The sequence below is a fragment of the Gordonia sp. LMA167 genome, from assembly GCF_058130025.1.
In genome coordinates this window covers 6,544,385-6,560,294 of the sequence record NZ_CM176708.1, presented here as the reverse complement: position 1 = coordinate 6,560,294, position 15,910 = coordinate 6,544,385, and the positions used below count along the sequence as shown (strand labels likewise).

Here is a 15,910-nt window from a genome sequence, read left to right as displayed (position 1 = left end):
ATTTTGGAATGGCCGCAACCAACGAAACCACCCTGTCGTCCGCGGTGGATCCCGCCGCCGATGTGCTCAGTCAACTCCTCGACGAGCGGTGGAGTTGCCGCGCCTTCGAGTCCCGCGACGTTCCTCGTGATCTCATCGAACGACTCCTGAACACGGCACAACGATCGGCCTCCTGGTGCAACACCCAGCCGTGGCAGGTCGTCGTGACCTCCGGCGATGCCACCGAACGGCTACGCACCGCGCTCGGTGAGCACGTGCGCAGCCATCCGGGCCAGTCCTTCGACTTCCCCGCGCCCGCGGAGTACACGGGGGTCTACCGTGACCGTCGCCGGGAGAGCGGTTGGCAGCTCTACGAGGCGGTCGGCGTGGCGCGCGGCGACCGCGAGGCGTCGGCGCGGCAGGCCTTCGAGAACTTCCGCTTCTTCGGCGCCCCGCACGTCGCCCTCATCACCACCGATGCCGAGCAGGGCACCTACGGCGCCGTCGATGCCGGCCTGTACGTCGCCACCTTCCTGCTCGTCGCCCGCAGCCTGGGCATCGCGACCATCCCGCAGGCCGCACTTGCCGGGCAATCCGACTTCTTCCGCGAGTACTTCGGTATCCCCGACGACCGTAAAGTGTTGGTGGGCATCTCCTTTGGCTACGCCGACGAAGCCCACCCGGCGAACAGCTACCGCACGTCGCGCGCACCGCTGGAGCAAGTGGTCACCTGGGTCGAATGAGGGTTACTGGCAGCAACTCCCTAACCTGAGCCGGCGTGGCTAGCCTCATCGTATGACCTGGAACACACAACAACTCGACCGCATCGGCGGCAGCGAAGAACTGCATATCACCAGTTACCGCCAGGACGGTTCGCTCCGTAAATGGACGCCCATCTGGGTGGTTCGTGTCGACGACGACCTCTACATCCGCTCTGCCTATGGTGCCGATGGCGCGTGGTATCGCCATGCGACCGCCGGCACCGCGCGCGTTCAGGTCGGCGACATGGAATCCGATGCGATCCTGGAGAAGGTGACCGACTCCCAACTCAACGACCGGGTAGCCGAGGCCTATAAAGCGAAGTACCACAATCAGCCGGGCGCGCTGAAACCTATGCTCGACGCACCATCCGCGGCGTCGACGGTCCGCATCCTCTCTGCCTGAGACTGCAGGTCACAGCAGTCCCGTGCTATCCATTGACTCCGCATAATATATTAAGTAATGTGATGGCAGTCATACAAAGCCTTCTGATCAGCATCGATCACCCTCAACTCCCGAAAGCAGGAATGTCATGAGTGGAGAGCACCTCAGCGTCCAGTCGCGCATCGTCGTCTCCGGTCTCGACGCGGACGGCAAGTCGACCATCGTCTCCGATTCCGACAGCGTTGTCCGTACCGCGCAGCCGGGTTTCACCGTGAACGAGCTGTGGCAGATCGACAGCCTGCCCGCCAAGGTCAACAGCGAGTCGACCGTCGGCACCGAGCCCGTCCTCGATCCGCCCAACGGTGGCCTCGTGGTCCGGATCGCGGTGTTCCCGCCGGACAGCGAGTTTGACGCCGAGGCATATGCCGCGTCGCTCGACGCCTTCCATGGCGGTGACTCCCACGGCGGCGCCGGTGAGGAAGCGGCCGCGGTGTGGCACGAGACCGACACCGTCGACGTGGTCACCATCATCGAGGGTGAACTGTATGCGGTCACCGAGACCGGCGAGACGTTGCTGAAGCCGGGCGACACCTTCGTCACCCGCGGCGTCAAGCACATCTGGAGCAACCGCACCGAGAATCCGGTCACGCTCGTCGCGACCATGGTGAGCGGCACGCGCTGAGCGCGGGCACGGCAGGAGGAGCAGAGCAATGCGCGGAGTGGTCTTCAAGGGCGACCGTGAACTCGAGGTCACCGATTTCCCCGATCCCACACCCGGACCCGACGATGTGGTCATCGAGATCAAGGCGTCTGGTCTGTGCGGCAGCGACCTGAAGTTCTATCGTGATCCGCCGGGAGCGGCGCTGAAGGCGTTGGGCTTCAAGGACTTCGCCTCCCGCGGTATGGACGAGAACCCGGCGATCATCGCCGGCCACGAGCCGTGCGGTGTGGTGGCCGAGATCGGCTCGAACGTCAACCCGCAGAGCTTCACGCCGGGCGACCGCGTCATGGTCTTCCACTACGACGGCTGCGGCTACTGCGACCTCTGCCGCACCGGCTGGACGCAGATGTGTGAACAGGGTGCCACCATCTACGGCGCCACCGCGCACGGCGGTCATGCCACCTACATGGTGGTGCCGGCCCGCACCCTGGTCCACATGCCGGAGGGCATCTCGTTTTCGGCGGGTGCGGCCATCGCGTGTGGCACCGGTACCGCGTTCGGCGCGCTCAAGCGCGCCGACGTGACCGGCCGCGACACCGTCGCCGTGTTCGGCCTCGGTCCCATCGGGCAGTCGACGATCCAGTTCGCCAAGGCCATGGGTGCCGAGGTGATCGCCGTCGACATCGCCGCCGACCGCGTGGCCGCCGCCAAGGGGCTCGGCGCGCACCACGTCATCGACTCCAGCAGCACCGATCCCATCGAGGCGATCCGCGAGATCACCGGCGGCAAAGGGGCATCGGTGGCCATCGAGACCTCCGGCGCACCCGTCGCCCGCGCCGCGGCCACCCGCGCTCTCGGCGTCTGGGGTCGGATCGCGCTCGTCGGCCTCGGCGGCAACATCGACCTCGACGTGTCGCCCGACATCGTGATCAAGCAGATCTCGATCATCGGGTCCTACACCTTCTCCAACGTGGGGATGGGGGAGTGCGCCCGCTTCGTCGCCGCGCACGACATCGACGTCGACGCAGTGTTCACCGACCGCTGGAACATCGAAGACGCGGAAGAGGCCTACAAGGAATTCGACAAGCAGACGCGCGGCAAGGCCGTTATCGAGTTCTGACGAATCGCGGCGCTGGGATAGCGACGCTGAGTTATCTGTGTGGCAAGGAGAACGTCATGGTGTGGCAAGGCAACTTCGACAAGCTGTTCATCGGTGGAATATGGGTGGACCCCGAGTCCGCCGAGACCTTCGCGGTGATCTCACCGTCGACCGAGGAAGTCATCGCGAGGGTGCCGCAGGGCACCACCGCCGACATCGACAAGGCGGTCGCCGCGGCGCGTGCCGCATTCGACCACGGGCCGTGGCCGCGGATGTCGCTGGACGAGCGAATCGCTGTGCTGCGCAGACTCAGTGCGAAACTCGAGGAGAAACAGGACATCGCCGCCGAACTGGTGAGCGCCGAAATGGGTTGCCCCATCACGCTGTCGACCAAGATGCAGTCGATCGGTCCGCGCATGCTGCTCGACAGCTTCATCGAGCTCGCCCCGCAGTACCCGTGGCAGGACATCCGGCAGTCGGTCACCGGCAACGCTCTGGTCACTCGGGAGCCGGTCGGGGTGGTCGCGGCCATCGTGCCGTGGAACGCACCGCTGCTGATCACCATGATCAAGCTGGCGCCGGCACTGCTGGCTGGCTGCACGATGATCGTGAAGCCGACCCCGCAGACTCCGCTGGACGCCTACTTCCTCGCCGACCTGCTCGCCGAGGTCGGGCTGCCCGACGGTGTGGTCAACGTGGTGCCCGCCGACCGCGACGTCAGCGAGTACCTGGTTCGCCACCGTGGCGTCGACAAGGTGTCGTTCACCGGTTCCACCGCTGCCGGCCGCCGCATCGGCGCGATCTGCGGCGAGGACCTGCGACGGTGCACCTTGGAGCTGGGTGGCAAGTCGGCGGCGGTGTTGCTCGATAACGCCGACCTCGACCTGGCGATCCCGTCGATCCGGGCACTCTCGCTGCGCAACACCGGTCAGGTGTGCAGCAACAAGACCCGCATCGTGGTCGCGGCCTCGCGCCGAGATGAACTGCTCGACCGTCTCGTCGACATGGTTCATTCGATGCCGGTGGGTGATCCGTTCGACCCGGCCACCGAGATCGGTCCGGTGGCGAGTGCGGTGCAGCGTGATCGTGTCGAGGGCTATGTCAATGACGCCAAGGCCGCGGGGCTGAAACTCCTGGTGGGTGGCGGACGTCCGGATGGCCTGGACCGCGGCTTCTACGTGGAGCCGACGATCTTCGCGGACGTCGACCCGAACGCGAAGATCGCGCAGGAGGAGGTCTTCGGTCCGGTGCTGACCGTGCACACCTTCGGCGACGAGAACGAGGCGATCGACATCGCCAACAACTCCGAGTATGGGCTCAATGGTTCGGTGTTCACCGCAGACCCCGAACACGCTCTCGCGTTCGCCCGCAACATCCGCACCGGCACCGTCGAATTGAACGGCAGTGGGGTCGGCTTCCACGCGCCGATCGGTGGCTTCAAGCACAGCGGCATCGGTCGCGAAGCCGGACTCGAGGGCTTCGACGCCTACGTCGAACTCAAGTCGTACGGACTGCCGGCTGATCTGCTGGCGAAGCTTTCTTGACTCGTCTAAAGGAGAAGACCTTTCATGACCTCCATCGAAGAATCCGTCGCCCGGCTGGTCGTCGACCTCGACTACGACCAGCTCACTCCCAAGGCGCTCGAGGGCACCCGTCGCCTCATGCAGGATCAGCTCGGCCTGCAGGTCGGCTGCGCCACCCTGCCGTGGAGCCAGGCCGTCGTCGACCTGACCCGCCGCACCCATGCGCCCGGCACCGCTCGGGTCGCGCTATCCGGGGAGGCGATGAGCGCCGGCGACGCCGCGTTCGTCAACGCCACCTTCGGTCACAGCTTCGAGTACGACGACGCGCACGCGGCCAGCCTGAGTCACCCTGGGAGCGCGGTGATCTCGGCGGCACTCGCGGTCGGCGAAGAGATGGGCGCCACCATGGCCGACGTGATCGAGGGCATCGTCGCCGGGTATGAGGTCTACACCCGCATCGGCAGCCTCGCCTCTCCGGATCTGCTGCGCCGAGGCTTCCATCCGCACGCCGTGCTCTCCCCGTTCGGCACCGCCGCGGTGGTGGCGAAGATGCGCGGCTTCGACCTGCCGACCACTCTGAACGCTCTCGCCATCGCGTTCAGCCACTGCGCCGGCACCACCGAGTACACCTCGTCGGGTGGTTCGATCAAGCGCGTGCACTCGGGCATCGGTGCCCGCAACGGCATCCGTGCCGCGGAGATGGCCGAGGCCGGCATCACCGGACCGACCCGATTCCTGTCCGGCGCCAAGGGCTTCTTCCAGACCTTCGTCGTCAAGGACCTGAACGACGAAGACGCCGAGCGGTTTTCCCTGACGAGGCCGTACGAGATTGCCGATCCACTGTTCAAGCCGTATTGCTGCTGCGGTTTCAACCACGCCTTCATCGACGGCGCACGCCAACTCACCGACCGGGCCGCCGATATCTACCACGTCGACCTCGGGATCCGGGAGAGCGGCGACGTCGTCGTCGGCAACAGCAACGTCAATGCGTATGCGCCGCAACAGATCGAGCACCTGCAGTACAGTCTGCCGTTCCAGTTCGCGCTGTCGACGCTGGGCAAGGGCAACGGCTACGAGACCCATCGGCAGTACATGGCCGGCACCCTGGATCTGGGTCCCGACGGTGAGGTGGCCCAACTGGCGCAACGGCTGCGGATTCACGTCGACGCCGAACTCGACAAGAAGTATCCGACGAAGATGGTCGCTGACATCACCGCGACCTTCACCGACGGCTCCACCGAACATATCTTCGTCGAGGACTCCGTCGGATCGGCACCCAACCCGATGTCGCAGGCGGATTCGGACGCCAAGTTCCGTGACCTCACCACGACCAACCTCGGGGCGGCGCAGACCGAGGCGTTGCTGGCGGCGATCAAGAACACCGATCCGTCGGTGAAGGCTGCGGATCTGGTGGCGTTGCTCGTGGCCGGATAGGCAGGTGTGGGGCGAAGAGATTCGCCCCACACCCTTGTCTTTCAATTATGGATAATATATTCTTTGGTGACCGAGGTCATACCAGACACAGGAGCGGACATGCAGCACAAACCCCTCGACGGGATTCGAATCCTCGAGATCGGCGGATATATCGCACTCCCGTTCGGCACCTCGATGCTCTGCTCGCTGGGAGCCGAGGTCGTCAAGGTGGAGAAGCCCGAGGTGGGCGAGGACTTCCGCCGGCTGCAGAACGACCAGAGCCCGTACTTCCGGCAGTACAACGCCGGTAAGCGCAGCCTCGCGGTCGACCTGAAGAAGCCCGAGGGCGTCGCCTTGGTCAAAGCGTTGATCCCGCATTTCGACGTGGTGCTGGAGAATCTGCGTCCCGGCAAGGCCGACGCACTCGGCCTGGGCCTGGAGGACTGCCGCGCACTGCGCCCCGACGTCGTCTACGGCTCGGTCACCGGCTTCGGCGAGGGTGGTCCGCTGGCCAACCGTCCCGCTTACGACACGATCGGCCACGCCTTCGGCGGCCTGTACTCGATCTTCGGCGACGCCGGCCATCCCCAGCTCGCCGGTGGTCTGTCCGCCGATTTGGTGACTGGGCTCTCGACCGCCACGGGCGTACTCGCGGCTCTCGTCGGACGCCTGAAGACCGGCGAGAGCCAGCACGTGCAGACCTCGATCATGGAGGCGGTCAGCGCGCTGACCACCGACTCGATCACCCAGGCCTTCGAACTCGGCAAGGACCCCGACCGGCAGAGCCGGCACCCGCAGGCGCAGAACTTCTGTGTGGAGACCTCCACCGGCGAGTTCATGGCCGTGCACCTGTCGTCGTCGCAGAAGTTCTGGCACGCCCTGTGTGCCGCGATGGAGCGGCCCGACCTGACCGAGGACCCGCGCTTCGCGATCTACCGGCCACGCGAGGCCAACTACTTCGAACTGGTCAAGATCGTCGAGGCCGAGTTCGCCACCCGCTCGTACGCGGAGTGGGAGAAGCGACTCACCGAACACGACGTGCCATTCGCCCCGGTACTCACCGTCACCGGCTACATCGAGAGCGAACAGGTGAAATGGCTCGAGTTGGCCGACATCCAGCCCGACGGACTGGCGCTGATGCGGCCGCCGTGGCGCTTCGACGGGGAACGGCCCGAGCGTAATCCGCGCGCACCGCGGGTCGGCGCGGACAGCCGTGCCGTCGCACGCGAGGTGTACTCCGAGGAGACCATCGACGAACTCGTCGCATCGGGTGTGCTCGACGACGACAGCTCGCAATCCTGATCCCGCCGAGGCCTTTCTCACACAGCGTGATCTGACCATTTCCACGAAGGAGAAACTGTGAATCCCTACCGTTCCATGTTGTTCGTCCCCGGCCACAAACCCAGCTGGGCCGACAAGGGCATCGCGTCGGGTGCCGACGCGGTGATCCTCGACCTCGAGGACTCGGTACCCGTTGCCGACAAGGACGAGGCACGCGTCACCGTGGCAGCCACCATCGACCGCCTGCGCAACGACGGCATCCGCGCCGACGTGTGGGTCCGGCCCAACAGCAAGAGCAGCGGCATCCAGGCCCAAGACCTCGAGACCGTCGTCCGCCCCGGACTGGCAGGGCTGTTCCTGCCCAAGGTCTTCGACGCCGAGGAGATCGTCCGCATTGACGCAGTGGTCACCCACCTCGAAGAGGTGCGCGGCCTCGAGCCCGGCACCGTCGGCCTGATCGTCAGCTACGAGACCGCCGTGTCGATGGCGCACTGCGAAGAGATCGCCGCCGCCAGCCCGCGTGTCTCGAGTCTTCTCGGGGCCACCGGTCCCAGCGCCGACGTCGGCCGCGAACTCGGCTTCGAGTTCACCCCCGGCGGGCTTGAGACCCTGTACCTGCGCAGCCGACTCGTGCTTGCCGCCCGCGCCGCCGGTCTGCACCACCCCGTCGCCGGTGTGTGGCAGGACATCAAGGACCTCGACGGCATGCGGCAGTTCTGCCTGGACAACCGGCAGCTCGGCTACCGCGGCATGGTGTGCATCCACCCCTCGCACATCGCCATCTCCAACGAGGTCTTCACCCCCGAACCTCAACTGGTCGACCGCTACCGCCGGATGATCGACGCCTTCCGTGAGGCCGAGGCGAAGGGTAGCGCCGCAGTCGATTTCGAGGGTCAGCACATCGACATTGCGCATGTGAAGACCGCTGAGGGAGTCATCGCGCTGGCGGACGCGGTGGGCGCTAACGCGTAGAGGCTGCGGGCGGATCTCGATGCGCTCGTCGCAAGCTCCTCGCTTACTCGATCAGCGAGAAGGGCACTCCGCCAGCCGAAGCCGCGACTCCCGCTGGTCGAGTAAGTGACCGAGCGCTAGCGAGGGAGCGCATCGAGACCACACACCCGTTGGTCGAGTAAGGCTCCGAGCGCTAGCGAGGCGCCGCATCGAGACCACCAGCGGAACCAAGAAAACACTATATTTTCAGGAAGGAACACCCATCATGCCCGGTCTGTATTTCGAAGAGTTCGAACCCGGTCAGGTCATTGAGCACGAAGTGCGTCGCACCGTCACCGAGACCGACAACGTGCTGTTCTCGACGATGACCCTCAACATGGCGCCGCTGCACCTGGATGCCGAGTACTCCAAGAACTCCATCCACGGGCAGCGCCTGATGAACAGCCTGTTCGTCCACGGCTTGGTCTGTGGCATCTCGATGCACGAGACCACCTACGGAACCACCCTGGGCAACCTGGGCTTCCAAGAGACCAAGTTCCCCAAGCCGGTGTTCCACGGCGACACCATCCGCGTGCGCACCGAGATCGTCGCCGTCCGCGAATCCAAGAGCCGCGACGACTCCGGCATCGTCACCTTCCGCCACCAGGGCATCAACCAGCGCGACGAGGTCGTCTGCGACACCACCCGCGTCGGCCTGATGATCAAGAAATCCAGCCTGGCGCAGGCACAGCCGGCCTGACCGGCCCCCGACCGCAACGAGTGGAGTGATTCCGAGATGGCAGACACCCAGGTGTTATCCACCGACATCGCCTGGACCCCAGACGAATCGGTCAAGCAACGCAGCCGACTGCTGGCCGCACTGCGCAAGTGGGGCTTCGCCGACGACCGCGCGGGATTTGAAGAGCTGAACCGGAAGGCGATCGCCGACCCGGAATGGTTCTGGCTTGCTGCCGCAGCGGATCTCGACGTAGAGTTCGGCACCGATTTCACTGCGGCGCTCGATGAGTCCGCCGGCAAGGAGTTCCCGCAGTGGTTCATCGGTGGTCAGATCAACGTCGCCACGCTGTGCGCGCACCGCCACGCCACCGGCACATACGCCGACAAGACCGCGGTGGTCTACGAGGGCGACAGCGGCCAGCGACGCACGCTGACCTTCGCCGAACTCGACACGCAGGTGCGGCGTTTCGCCGCCAACCTCGCCGGACTCGGTGTCGGCCGCGGTGACCGCGTGGCGCTGTTCATGCCGGTCGTCCCCGAAGCCGTGGTCGCGTTCCTCGCCATCGCTCAGCTCGGCGCGATCGCCGTGCCGACGTTCAGCGGCTACGCGGCCGACGCCCTGGCCACCCGGCTGCAGGACTCGGATGCGGTCGCGCTGATCACCGCCGACGGCACGACTCGTCGTGGCAAGCAGATCGACATGAAGTCCACCGCCGATGCGGCCGTAGCCGATTCACCGTCGGTACGGTCGGTCGTCGTCATCCGGCATCTCGGCGCCGACGTCCCGATGCAGTCCGGCCGTGACGTCTACTACGACGAACTGCCCGCCAACCCGGCGCCGGAGGAGACGGTGGCGACCGACGCCAACGACCCGCTGTGCATCGTCTACACCTCCGGCACCACCGGGCGTCCCAAGGGAATCGTCCACTCACACGGGGGATTCGCGCTCAAGACGGCCATCGACTTCGCCTACGGATTCGACGTGCACGACGATGACGTGGTCTGCTGGATCACCGACCTCGGCTGGCTCGTCGGCCCGATGCTGATGACCGGACCGCTGCAGCTCGGCGCGACGATTGTGATGATCGAGGGTTTGCCGACCTATCCGTCGCCGACCCGCATGTGGGATGTGGTCAACCGCAATGGCGTCACCGTCCAGGGAATCGCACCCACCGCGGCCCGCGCGCTGCGCGCGGCCGGCGACGAGGCCATCGTCGACGTCCCGACACTGAAATCCTTTGTCTCCACCGGCGAAGCCTGGGACGACCCCACCTGGTGGTGGCTGTTCGACGACTTCGGCGGCAAGCGCCGCGCGATCATCAACTACAGCGGCGGCACCGAAGTGGGTGGCGGACTCCTGGTCGGGTACCCGTGCTTCCCGGCGGCGGCCGCAGCCTTCAACGGCCCACTGCCCGGCATTGACACCGCGGTGCTCGACGATGACGGCAACGCAATCGTCGGCGAGATCGGCGAACTGGCCGTCCGCAACACCTTCCCCGGGATGACACATAGCTTCTGGGGTGACCACGACCGCTACCTGGCCACCTACTGGCAGCGGTTCGACGGGGTGTGGATTCACGGCGACCTTGCCAGCGTGGACGTCGAGGGCATGTGGCGCATCCACGGACGGTCCGACGACACGCTCAAGCTGTCCGGACGGCGCGTCGGCCCCGCCGAGATCGAAACCGCGGTGCTGCGTGATCCGCGGGTCGCCGAGGTGGCCGTCATCGGAGTACCCGACGAGATGCGCGGCCAACGTGCAGTCGGATTCGTGGTGCTCAAGTCCGCCGCCGAGCACGCCGACCTGGAGGCCACGGCAGCGGCCAACGCGGGCAAATCCTTTGCGCCCGCGGTCGTGGTGGTGCCGACCCTGCCGAAAACCAAGAACGGCAAGATCATGCGACGCGCGATCCGCGCCCGTTACCTCGGGCAGTCGGCCGGCGACATGTCGTCACTCGATCCGGCCACCCCACTCGAAGACATCCCGACCCAATCGAATTGAGGAGAGACCCATGACCACCACCGACGACCGCGTCGATGCCCCCGACCTGGACCTGATCCGCAACACCACGAGGGAACTGGCCCGTAAGTTCGACTACGACTACTGGCTCGACTGCGACAAGAACCACAAGTATCCGTGGGATTTCGTGAAGGCCTTCGCCGACGGTGGCTGGCTGGGCGCGATGATCCCCGAAGAGTACGGCGGCATCGGGCTCGGCCTGCAGGAGGCCGCGGTCATGATGGGTGAGATCTCCGCTTCGGGCGGCGGTATGAGCGGCGGCTCGGCCATACACTTCTACGTCTTCCCGCCGGCTCCCATCGTGCGGTACGGCTCGGAGGAGATGAAGAAGAAGTATCTGCCCAAGCTGGCCTCGGGCGAGATGCTGACAGCCTTCGGTATCACCGAACCGACTGCGGGCGTCGATACCTCGCGCATCAAGACCAAGGCCACCAAGGTCGACGGCGGCTGGGTCATCAACGGGCAGAAGGTGTTCATCACCAACGCGCAGAACGCCCACCGCATCCTGCTGCTGGCCCGGACGTCGCCGCGTGACAACGCTAAGCCGCTGAGCGGCATGACCATTTTCTTCGCCGAGATGGACCGCGAGCACGTCACCGTACGCGAGATCGACAAGCTCGGCCGCGCCGCGATCGACACCAACGAGCTGTTCATCGACAACCTCTTTGTGGCCGACGAGGACGTGGTGGGCGAGGTCGGCAAGGGCTTCTACTACATCATCGACGGCCTCAACCCGGAGCGCATCGTCGTCGCGATGGAAGGCGTCGGCCTGGGCCGCGCAGCCCTGGAGATCGGCACTGAGTACGCCAAGAACCGCGTCGTGTTCGACCGCCCGATCGGCCAGAACCAGGCTGTCGCACATCCGTTGGCCGACTCGTGGATTCGTCTCGAGGCCGCCGAGCAGATGGCCATGCACGCCGCAAAACTGTTCGACGAGAACAAGGATTGCGGCCACGAAGCGGCCGCCGCGAAGTATCTGGGAGCCGAGGCCGGGTTCGAAGCGTGTGACCGCGCGTTCTCCACACTCGGCGGCTACGCCTATGCCAGGGAGTATCACATCGAGCGCTTGTGGCGTGAGGTGCGCCTGTTGCGCAACGCCCCGTTCTCGCAGGAGATGGTGCGCAACTACATCTCTCAGCAGGTCCTCGGCCTGCCCCGTTCGTACTGATTCAACCACCAGACTGCCCGGCGTCCTGCTGCCTCCAGGGGGCGCCGGGCACCCACCCACCTCCAGGAGACATATCATGACCGGACCACTGCACGGAGTGCGCGTGCTCGTCCTCGCCGGCATGGGTCCGGTGCCTTACGTCTCGATGCTGTTGGCCGACATGGGTGCCCACGTGGTTCGTGTCATCCGGCCACCGCATCGCAGCGCCCGGGCGCTGAGCCAGACCGACGCCCTGCGTGATGACGCCGATCCGGTGAACCGCCATGTCGAGTCCATCGCCGTCGATCTCAAGGACCCGGCCGGTGTCGAACGAGTCATCGATCTGGCCACCGCGGCCGACGTGTTCATCGAAGGCTATCGACCCGGCGTGGTGGAACGACTCGGGCTTGGCCCGGAGGTGATGAGTGAGCACAACTCTCGGCTCATCTACGTTCGGATGACCGGCTACGGTCAGACCGGTCCGCTGGCGCACGACGCCGGGCACGACATCAACTATGTGGCGCAGACCGGTGCGCTGCATGCGATGGCGCGCCACGGTGAGGCGCCTCGCCCGCCGATCAATCTGCTCGGCGACTACGCCGGTGGCGGCATGACCGCCGCCTTCGGAATCGCCTGTGCGTTGGTCGAAGCCAAGACCTCCGGACAGGGGCAGGTGATCGACGCCGCCATGATCGATGGCGTCGCGCTGCTGACCGCCAAGCTGCAGGGTCTGCGGGCCGCGGGTCTCTACTCCGACGATCCGGGCACCAACTTCCTGGATTCCGGCGCCCCGTTCTATGACACCTACCGGTGCGCCGACGGCGGCTACCTCGCGGTCGGCGCCCTCGAGCCGGACTTCTACCGCGAGTTCATCTCCCGGCTCGGCGTCGACACGTCGGACTGGCCCGAGCAGAACGATCGCCGCGGCTGGAACCGACTGCGTGAACTGATCGCCGACGCCATCAAACAGCACCCCCGCGACGAGTGGGCGGGCATCTACGAGGGCACCGACTCCTGCGTGACCCCGGTGCTGACCTTCGACGAGGCTGCCGTGTCGCCGCACAACCAGGCACGCAACATGTATGACACTGTGGACGGTGTGTTGCATTCGGCGCCGGCACCCCGGCTGAGTAGAACCCCGGCTCGCGGACCGGCGCGTCCACCGTCAGGTCTGCGGTCCGTCGACGATGTAGCCGCCGACTGGGGACATGCAGGCGTCCCCGTGCCCCACTGATCCTCCGACTCGGCAAGGAAACTCGATGAAGAGCTACGACGAGTTCACCACCCTGCAGATCGACCGTCCCTGCGAGGGCGTGCTGCGGATCGTGCTGGACGCTCCGAATCTCAATGCGGTTGGCCCGCAGATGCACACCGACCTCACCGACGTGTGGCAGGCGATCTCCAAGGACGACGACACCCGTGTCGTGGTGATTCGGGGCGCCGGGGAGAAGGCGTTCTCCGCGGGCGGTTCGTTCGATCTCGTCGAAGAGATGGTCGGTGACTTCAACTCGCGCACCCGCGTGATGCGGGAGGCACGGGACCTGGTGCGCAACATCATCGAATGTCCGAAACCGATTATCTCCGCGATCAATGGCCCCGCCGCCGGCGCCGGCCTGGTCTGCGCGGTGCTCGCCGACATCTCGGTGGCCGGACGCAAGGCCAAGATCGTCGACGGCCACGTGCGGCTCGGCGTCGCTGCCGGTGATCACGCCGCCATCGTCTGGCCGATGATGATGAGCATGGCCAAGGCCAAGTATCACCTGCTTACCAACGAGATCCTCACTGGCGAGGAAGCCGAACGCATCGGCATGGTGTCGGTGTGTGTCGACGACGATCAGGTGCAGGACCGGGCGATGGAGATCGCCGAGAAGCTCGCTCGCGGTGCGCGCAGCGCGCTGCAACTGACCAAGCATTCTCTGAACAACTGGTACCGGCAGGCGATGCCGCTCTTCGACGCCTCGTGGGGTCTCGAGTTCTACGGGTTCGGGGGGCCCGAAGTTATCGAAGGTGTGGCCTCCCACCGAGAGAAGCGGGAGCCGAACTTCCCATGAGTACACGAACCCCTATCCGCAGAAGACCACTGGACGGCATCACCGTCGTCGGCCTGGAACAGGCGATCTCCGCGCCGCTGTGCACCCGCCACCTCGCCGACCTCGGTGCCCGGGTGATCAAGGTGGAGAACCCCGGATTCGGTGACTCCACACGGCACTATGACACTGTCGTCGGCGGGATGTCCGCGCACTTCGTGTGGCTCAACCACGGCAAGGAATCGGTCACCCTCGACCTCAAGGCGCAGGCTGATCTCCGGGTGCTGAACCGCATTCTGGAGACCGCCGACGTCATCGTGTCCAACCTGGCGCCCGGCGCACTGGGCCGACTCGGACTCGGTACCGATGAACTGGCGCGACGATTCCCACGCCTGATCATCGTCGACATCTCCGGCTACGGCACCGGTGGCCCGCTGGACCACAAGCGAGCTTACGACCTGCTGATCCAGTCCGAAGGCGGCTCGTGCGCCATCACCGGAACACCGGGGCACCCGGCCAAGCCCGGTATCCCTGCGGCCGATATCGGCACCGCGTTGTACGCATACTCGTCGATCCTCGCGGCGCTGTACGACCGCGAGAAGACCGGTCGCGGCACCGTCATCCCGATCGCCATGCTCGACACAGTCGCCGAGATGATGGGCTTCGCGCTCAACGGCTACCTCCATGGCGGTACCGAACCCGAACCGGTCGGCATGGGGTCGCCAATGATCGCACCCTATGGTGCGTACGAGACTGCCGACGGTCAGACTGCGGTGCTGGGCACCACCAATGACCGCGAATGGGCCAGGCTCGCAACCATGATCGGCCGTCCCGAGATCGCCGACGATCCGCGCTACGCCCACAACGACGATCGCGTCCGCGAACGCGCCGCGCTGGATGCGGTGGTCGGGCGGTGGTGCGCGCAGCGGAATCTCGCCGACATCCAGAAGCTCGCCGACGAGGCAGGCATCGGCAATGCGCGTCTCAACAACGTCGCCGACCTGGCGCGGCACCCGCAACTCGCCGAACGTGGCCGCTGGCGGGACATCGGCACCCCGTCGGGCCCGGTACCGGCGCTGAAACACCCTGCCCTGGCGAGGGATTGGGAAGCGCGGTCTGGTTCGGTGCCCGCATTGGGGGAGCACACCGAGGCGGTGCGGGCCGAGTTCGGCTGAGCTGCGATATGTAACTCATTGCGGCAGCACCACAATCGGAACTCCAATGTCGGGTGACCGGGATAGTCGCGCATCAGAGGTGATGAGGTCAGCATCAAAGAATCTGGCGGTGGCGACATAGAACGCATCAGAGATACGCAATGACATCCTTAGATCCCATGCGGTGCTGGATATTTGAACACTCTCGGCACGGCGGATCGGAGCTGTCCACACCGCTTTGACCGCGCGCTCGGCCTCCGCGGAACTGATTTGCGATGTCCGCTGGAGTCGCCAGATCGCCGACAACGCTTCCATGTCCAGAATTGTCGGGGCCCAGAGCTCATAGCCCGACATTGATCGAAGGGCGGCAGCCTGCCGTACGGACGGCAGCACGGCGTCGACCAACGCGCTTGCGTCGACGACTCGCCTCATCTATCGCCGGCATCATATTCGTCGCGTACCGCGTCCAGGGCGCCCACGACGTCGATACCGCGTCCTGGTCCTTCGCTGCGGATAGTCGCGGCCCAGTCGTCGAACAATGGACGACTCATGTCGTCGCGCAGGAGCTTGGTGACGTACTCGGACATGGACATATGCAGCTTGGCGGAGCGCTCGCTCAGCTGAGCGTGAAGATCGTCCGGCAGGTTGCGGATCTGAAGTGTGCCCACTTCATGATACTAGCATGAAGAATGCATGCAGGCCTGCTGTAGCGGCACGTGGGTTCGTACCGAAACGTCCCCCTCGACGAAGCCCTCACCGAGCTGCTGTTGGGTGAGCGCGGCATCAGTCAAGCGG

The 15,910-nt window shown here is 65.6% G+C and carries 16 protein-coding genes; 14 read left to right on the top strand and 2 right to left on the bottom strand.

All coding sequences use genetic code 11. From position 1 onward, the window contains the following. Positions 1 to 8 precede the first annotated feature (8 nt). From ACVT6V_RS29460 to ACVT6V_RS29395, 14 genes are all read left to right on the top strand, one after another. Complete coding sequence (locus ACVT6V_RS29460) at positions 9 to 722, top strand: nitroreductase (RefSeq protein ID WP_489897585.1); 714 nt, start codon at positions 9 to 11, stop codon at positions 720 to 722. Between the two features lie 52 nt (positions 723 to 774). Continuing rightward, positions 775 to 1,143, top strand: coding sequence for a DUF2255 family protein (locus tag ACVT6V_RS29455; RefSeq protein ID WP_489897584.1), 369 nt, complete (start codon positions 775 to 777; stop codon positions 1,141 to 1,143). 127 nt (positions 1,144 to 1,270) lie between these two features. After that, positions 1,271 to 1,804 carry a cupin domain-containing protein gene (locus ACVT6V_RS29450; protein WP_489897583.1) on the top strand — a complete coding sequence of 178 codons (534 nt, stop codon included), beginning with the start codon at positions 1,271 to 1,273 and terminating at the stop codon, positions 1,802 to 1,804. Positions 1,805 to 1,832: 28 nt separating this feature from the next. Continuing rightward, positions 1,833 to 2,903 carry a zinc-dependent alcohol dehydrogenase family protein gene (locus ACVT6V_RS29445; protein ID WP_449738417.1) on the top strand — a complete coding sequence of 357 codons (1,071 nt, stop codon included), beginning with the start codon at positions 1,833 to 1,835 and terminating at the stop codon, positions 2,901 to 2,903. A 56-nt stretch (positions 2,904 to 2,959) separates the two neighbouring features. Continuing rightward, positions 2,960 to 4,426: an aldehyde dehydrogenase gene (locus ACVT6V_RS29440; RefSeq protein ID WP_489897582.1), complete on the top strand. Its 1,467-nt coding sequence runs from the start codon at positions 2,960 to 2,962 to the stop codon at positions 4,424 to 4,426. A gap of 24 nt (positions 4,427 to 4,450) precedes the next feature. Continuing rightward, entirely contained in the window at positions 4,451 to 5,839 is a 1,389-nt protein-coding gene (locus ACVT6V_RS29435; protein ID WP_489897581.1) for an MmgE/PrpD family protein, read from the top strand. 99 nt (positions 5,840 to 5,938) lie between these two features. Continuing rightward, the gene (locus ACVT6V_RS29430; RefSeq protein WP_489897580.1) at positions 5,939 to 7,120 is read left to right on the top strand and encodes a CaiB/BaiF CoA transferase family protein; all 1,182 of its coding nucleotides are present in this window, start codon (positions 5,939 to 5,941) and stop codon (positions 7,118 to 7,120) included. Positions 7,121 to 7,177: 57 nt separating this feature from the next. Continuing rightward, on the top strand, positions 7,178 to 8,071 hold the full coding sequence (locus tag ACVT6V_RS29425) for an HpcH/HpaI aldolase/citrate lyase family protein (RefSeq protein ID WP_489897579.1): 894 nt from the start codon (positions 7,178 to 7,180) through the stop codon (positions 8,069 to 8,071). A gap of 244 nt (positions 8,072 to 8,315) precedes the next feature. After that, on the top strand, positions 8,316 to 8,789 hold the full coding sequence (locus ACVT6V_RS29420; RefSeq protein WP_489897578.1) for a MaoC family dehydratase: 474 nt from the start codon (positions 8,316 to 8,318) through the stop codon (positions 8,787 to 8,789). Positions 8,790 to 8,825: 36 nt separating this feature from the next. Continuing rightward, on the top strand, positions 8,826 to 10,769 hold the full coding sequence (locus ACVT6V_RS29415) for an AMP-binding protein (protein WP_489897577.1): 1,944 nt from the start codon (positions 8,826 to 8,828) through the stop codon (positions 10,767 to 10,769). Positions 10,770 to 10,779: 10 nt separating this feature from the next. Beyond that, positions 10,780 to 11,955: an acyl-CoA dehydrogenase family protein gene (locus ACVT6V_RS29410; RefSeq protein WP_489897576.1), complete on the top strand. Its 1,176-nt coding sequence runs from the start codon at positions 10,780 to 10,782 to the stop codon at positions 11,953 to 11,955. 76 nt (positions 11,956 to 12,031) lie between these two features. Continuing rightward, complete coding sequence (locus tag ACVT6V_RS29405) at positions 12,032 to 13,168, top strand: CaiB/BaiF CoA transferase family protein (protein WP_489897575.1); 1,137 nt, start codon at positions 12,032 to 12,034, stop codon at positions 13,166 to 13,168. Between the two features lie 25 nt (positions 13,169 to 13,193). Further along, a complete protein-coding gene (locus ACVT6V_RS29400; protein WP_489897574.1) occupies positions 13,194 to 13,985 on the top strand; it encodes an enoyl-CoA hydratase/isomerase family protein in 792 nt (263 codons plus the stop codon). Beyond that, the gene (locus tag ACVT6V_RS29395; RefSeq protein ID WP_489897573.1) at positions 13,982 to 15,136 is read left to right on the top strand and encodes a CaiB/BaiF CoA transferase family protein; all 1,155 of its coding nucleotides are present in this window, start codon (positions 13,982 to 13,984) and stop codon (positions 15,134 to 15,136) included. The genes ACVT6V_RS29400 and ACVT6V_RS29395 overlap by 4 nt, the downstream gene beginning before the upstream one ends. A gap of 15 nt (positions 15,137 to 15,151) precedes the next feature. Here the strand turns inward: ACVT6V_RS29395 and ACVT6V_RS29390 are convergent, their stop codons facing one another. Both ACVT6V_RS29390 and ACVT6V_RS29385 read right to left on the bottom strand, forming a co-directional pair. After that, positions 15,152 to 15,547 carry a type II toxin-antitoxin system VapC family toxin gene (locus ACVT6V_RS29390; protein WP_489897572.1) on the bottom strand — a complete coding sequence of 132 codons (396 nt, stop codon included), beginning with the start codon at positions 15,545 to 15,547 and terminating at the stop codon, positions 15,152 to 15,154. Then, positions 15,544 to 15,783 (bottom strand): FitA-like ribbon-helix-helix domain-containing protein, encoded by a 240-nt coding sequence (locus tag ACVT6V_RS29385; protein WP_489897571.1) that lies wholly within the window; start codon positions 15,781 to 15,783, stop codon positions 15,544 to 15,546. The genes ACVT6V_RS29390 and ACVT6V_RS29385 overlap by 4 nt, the downstream gene beginning before the upstream one ends. Between the last annotated feature and the right edge of the window lie 127 nt (positions 15,784 to 15,910).

Excerpts from the sequence above, each read along its gene's own strand:
- ACVT6V_RS29460 (WP_489897585.1), top strand. The coding sequence starts at position 9 with ATGGCCGCAACCAACGAAACCACCCTGTCGTCCGCGGTGGATCCCGCC.
- ACVT6V_RS29455 (WP_489897584.1), top strand. The coding sequence starts at position 775 with ATGACCTGGAACACACAACAACTCGACCGCATCGGCGGCAGCGAAGAA.
- ACVT6V_RS29450 (WP_489897583.1), top strand. The coding sequence starts at position 1,271 with ATGAGTGGAGAGCACCTCAGCGTCCAGTCGCGCATCGTCGTCTCCGGT.
- ACVT6V_RS29445 (WP_449738417.1), top strand. The coding sequence starts at position 1,833 with ATGCGCGGAGTGGTCTTCAAGGGCGACCGTGAACTCGAGGTCACCGAT.
- ACVT6V_RS29440 (WP_489897582.1), top strand. The coding sequence starts at position 2,960 with ATGGTGTGGCAAGGCAACTTCGACAAGCTGTTCATCGGTGGAATATGG.
- ACVT6V_RS29435 (WP_489897581.1), top strand. The coding sequence starts at position 4,451 with ATGACCTCCATCGAAGAATCCGTCGCCCGGCTGGTCGTCGACCTCGAC.
- ACVT6V_RS29430 (WP_489897580.1), top strand. The coding sequence starts at position 5,939 with ATGCAGCACAAACCCCTCGACGGGATTCGAATCCTCGAGATCGGCGGA.
- ACVT6V_RS29420 (WP_489897578.1), top strand. The coding sequence starts at position 8,316 with ATGCCCGGTCTGTATTTCGAAGAGTTCGAACCCGGTCAGGTCATTGAG.
- ACVT6V_RS29415 (WP_489897577.1), top strand. The coding sequence starts at position 8,826 with ATGGCAGACACCCAGGTGTTATCCACCGACATCGCCTGGACCCCAGAC.
- ACVT6V_RS29410 (WP_489897576.1), top strand. The coding sequence starts at position 10,780 with ATGACCACCACCGACGACCGCGTCGATGCCCCCGACCTGGACCTGATC.
- ACVT6V_RS29405 (WP_489897575.1), top strand. The coding sequence starts at position 12,032 with ATGACCGGACCACTGCACGGAGTGCGCGTGCTCGTCCTCGCCGGCATG.
- ACVT6V_RS29400 (WP_489897574.1), top strand. The coding sequence starts at position 13,194 with ATGAAGAGCTACGACGAGTTCACCACCCTGCAGATCGACCGTCCCTGC.
- ACVT6V_RS29395 (WP_489897573.1), top strand. The coding sequence starts at position 13,982 with ATGAGTACACGAACCCCTATCCGCAGAAGACCACTGGACGGCATCACC.
- ACVT6V_RS29390 (WP_489897572.1), bottom strand. The coding sequence starts at position 15,547 with ATGAGGCGAGTCGTCGACGCAAGCGCGTTGGTCGACGCCGTGCTGCCG.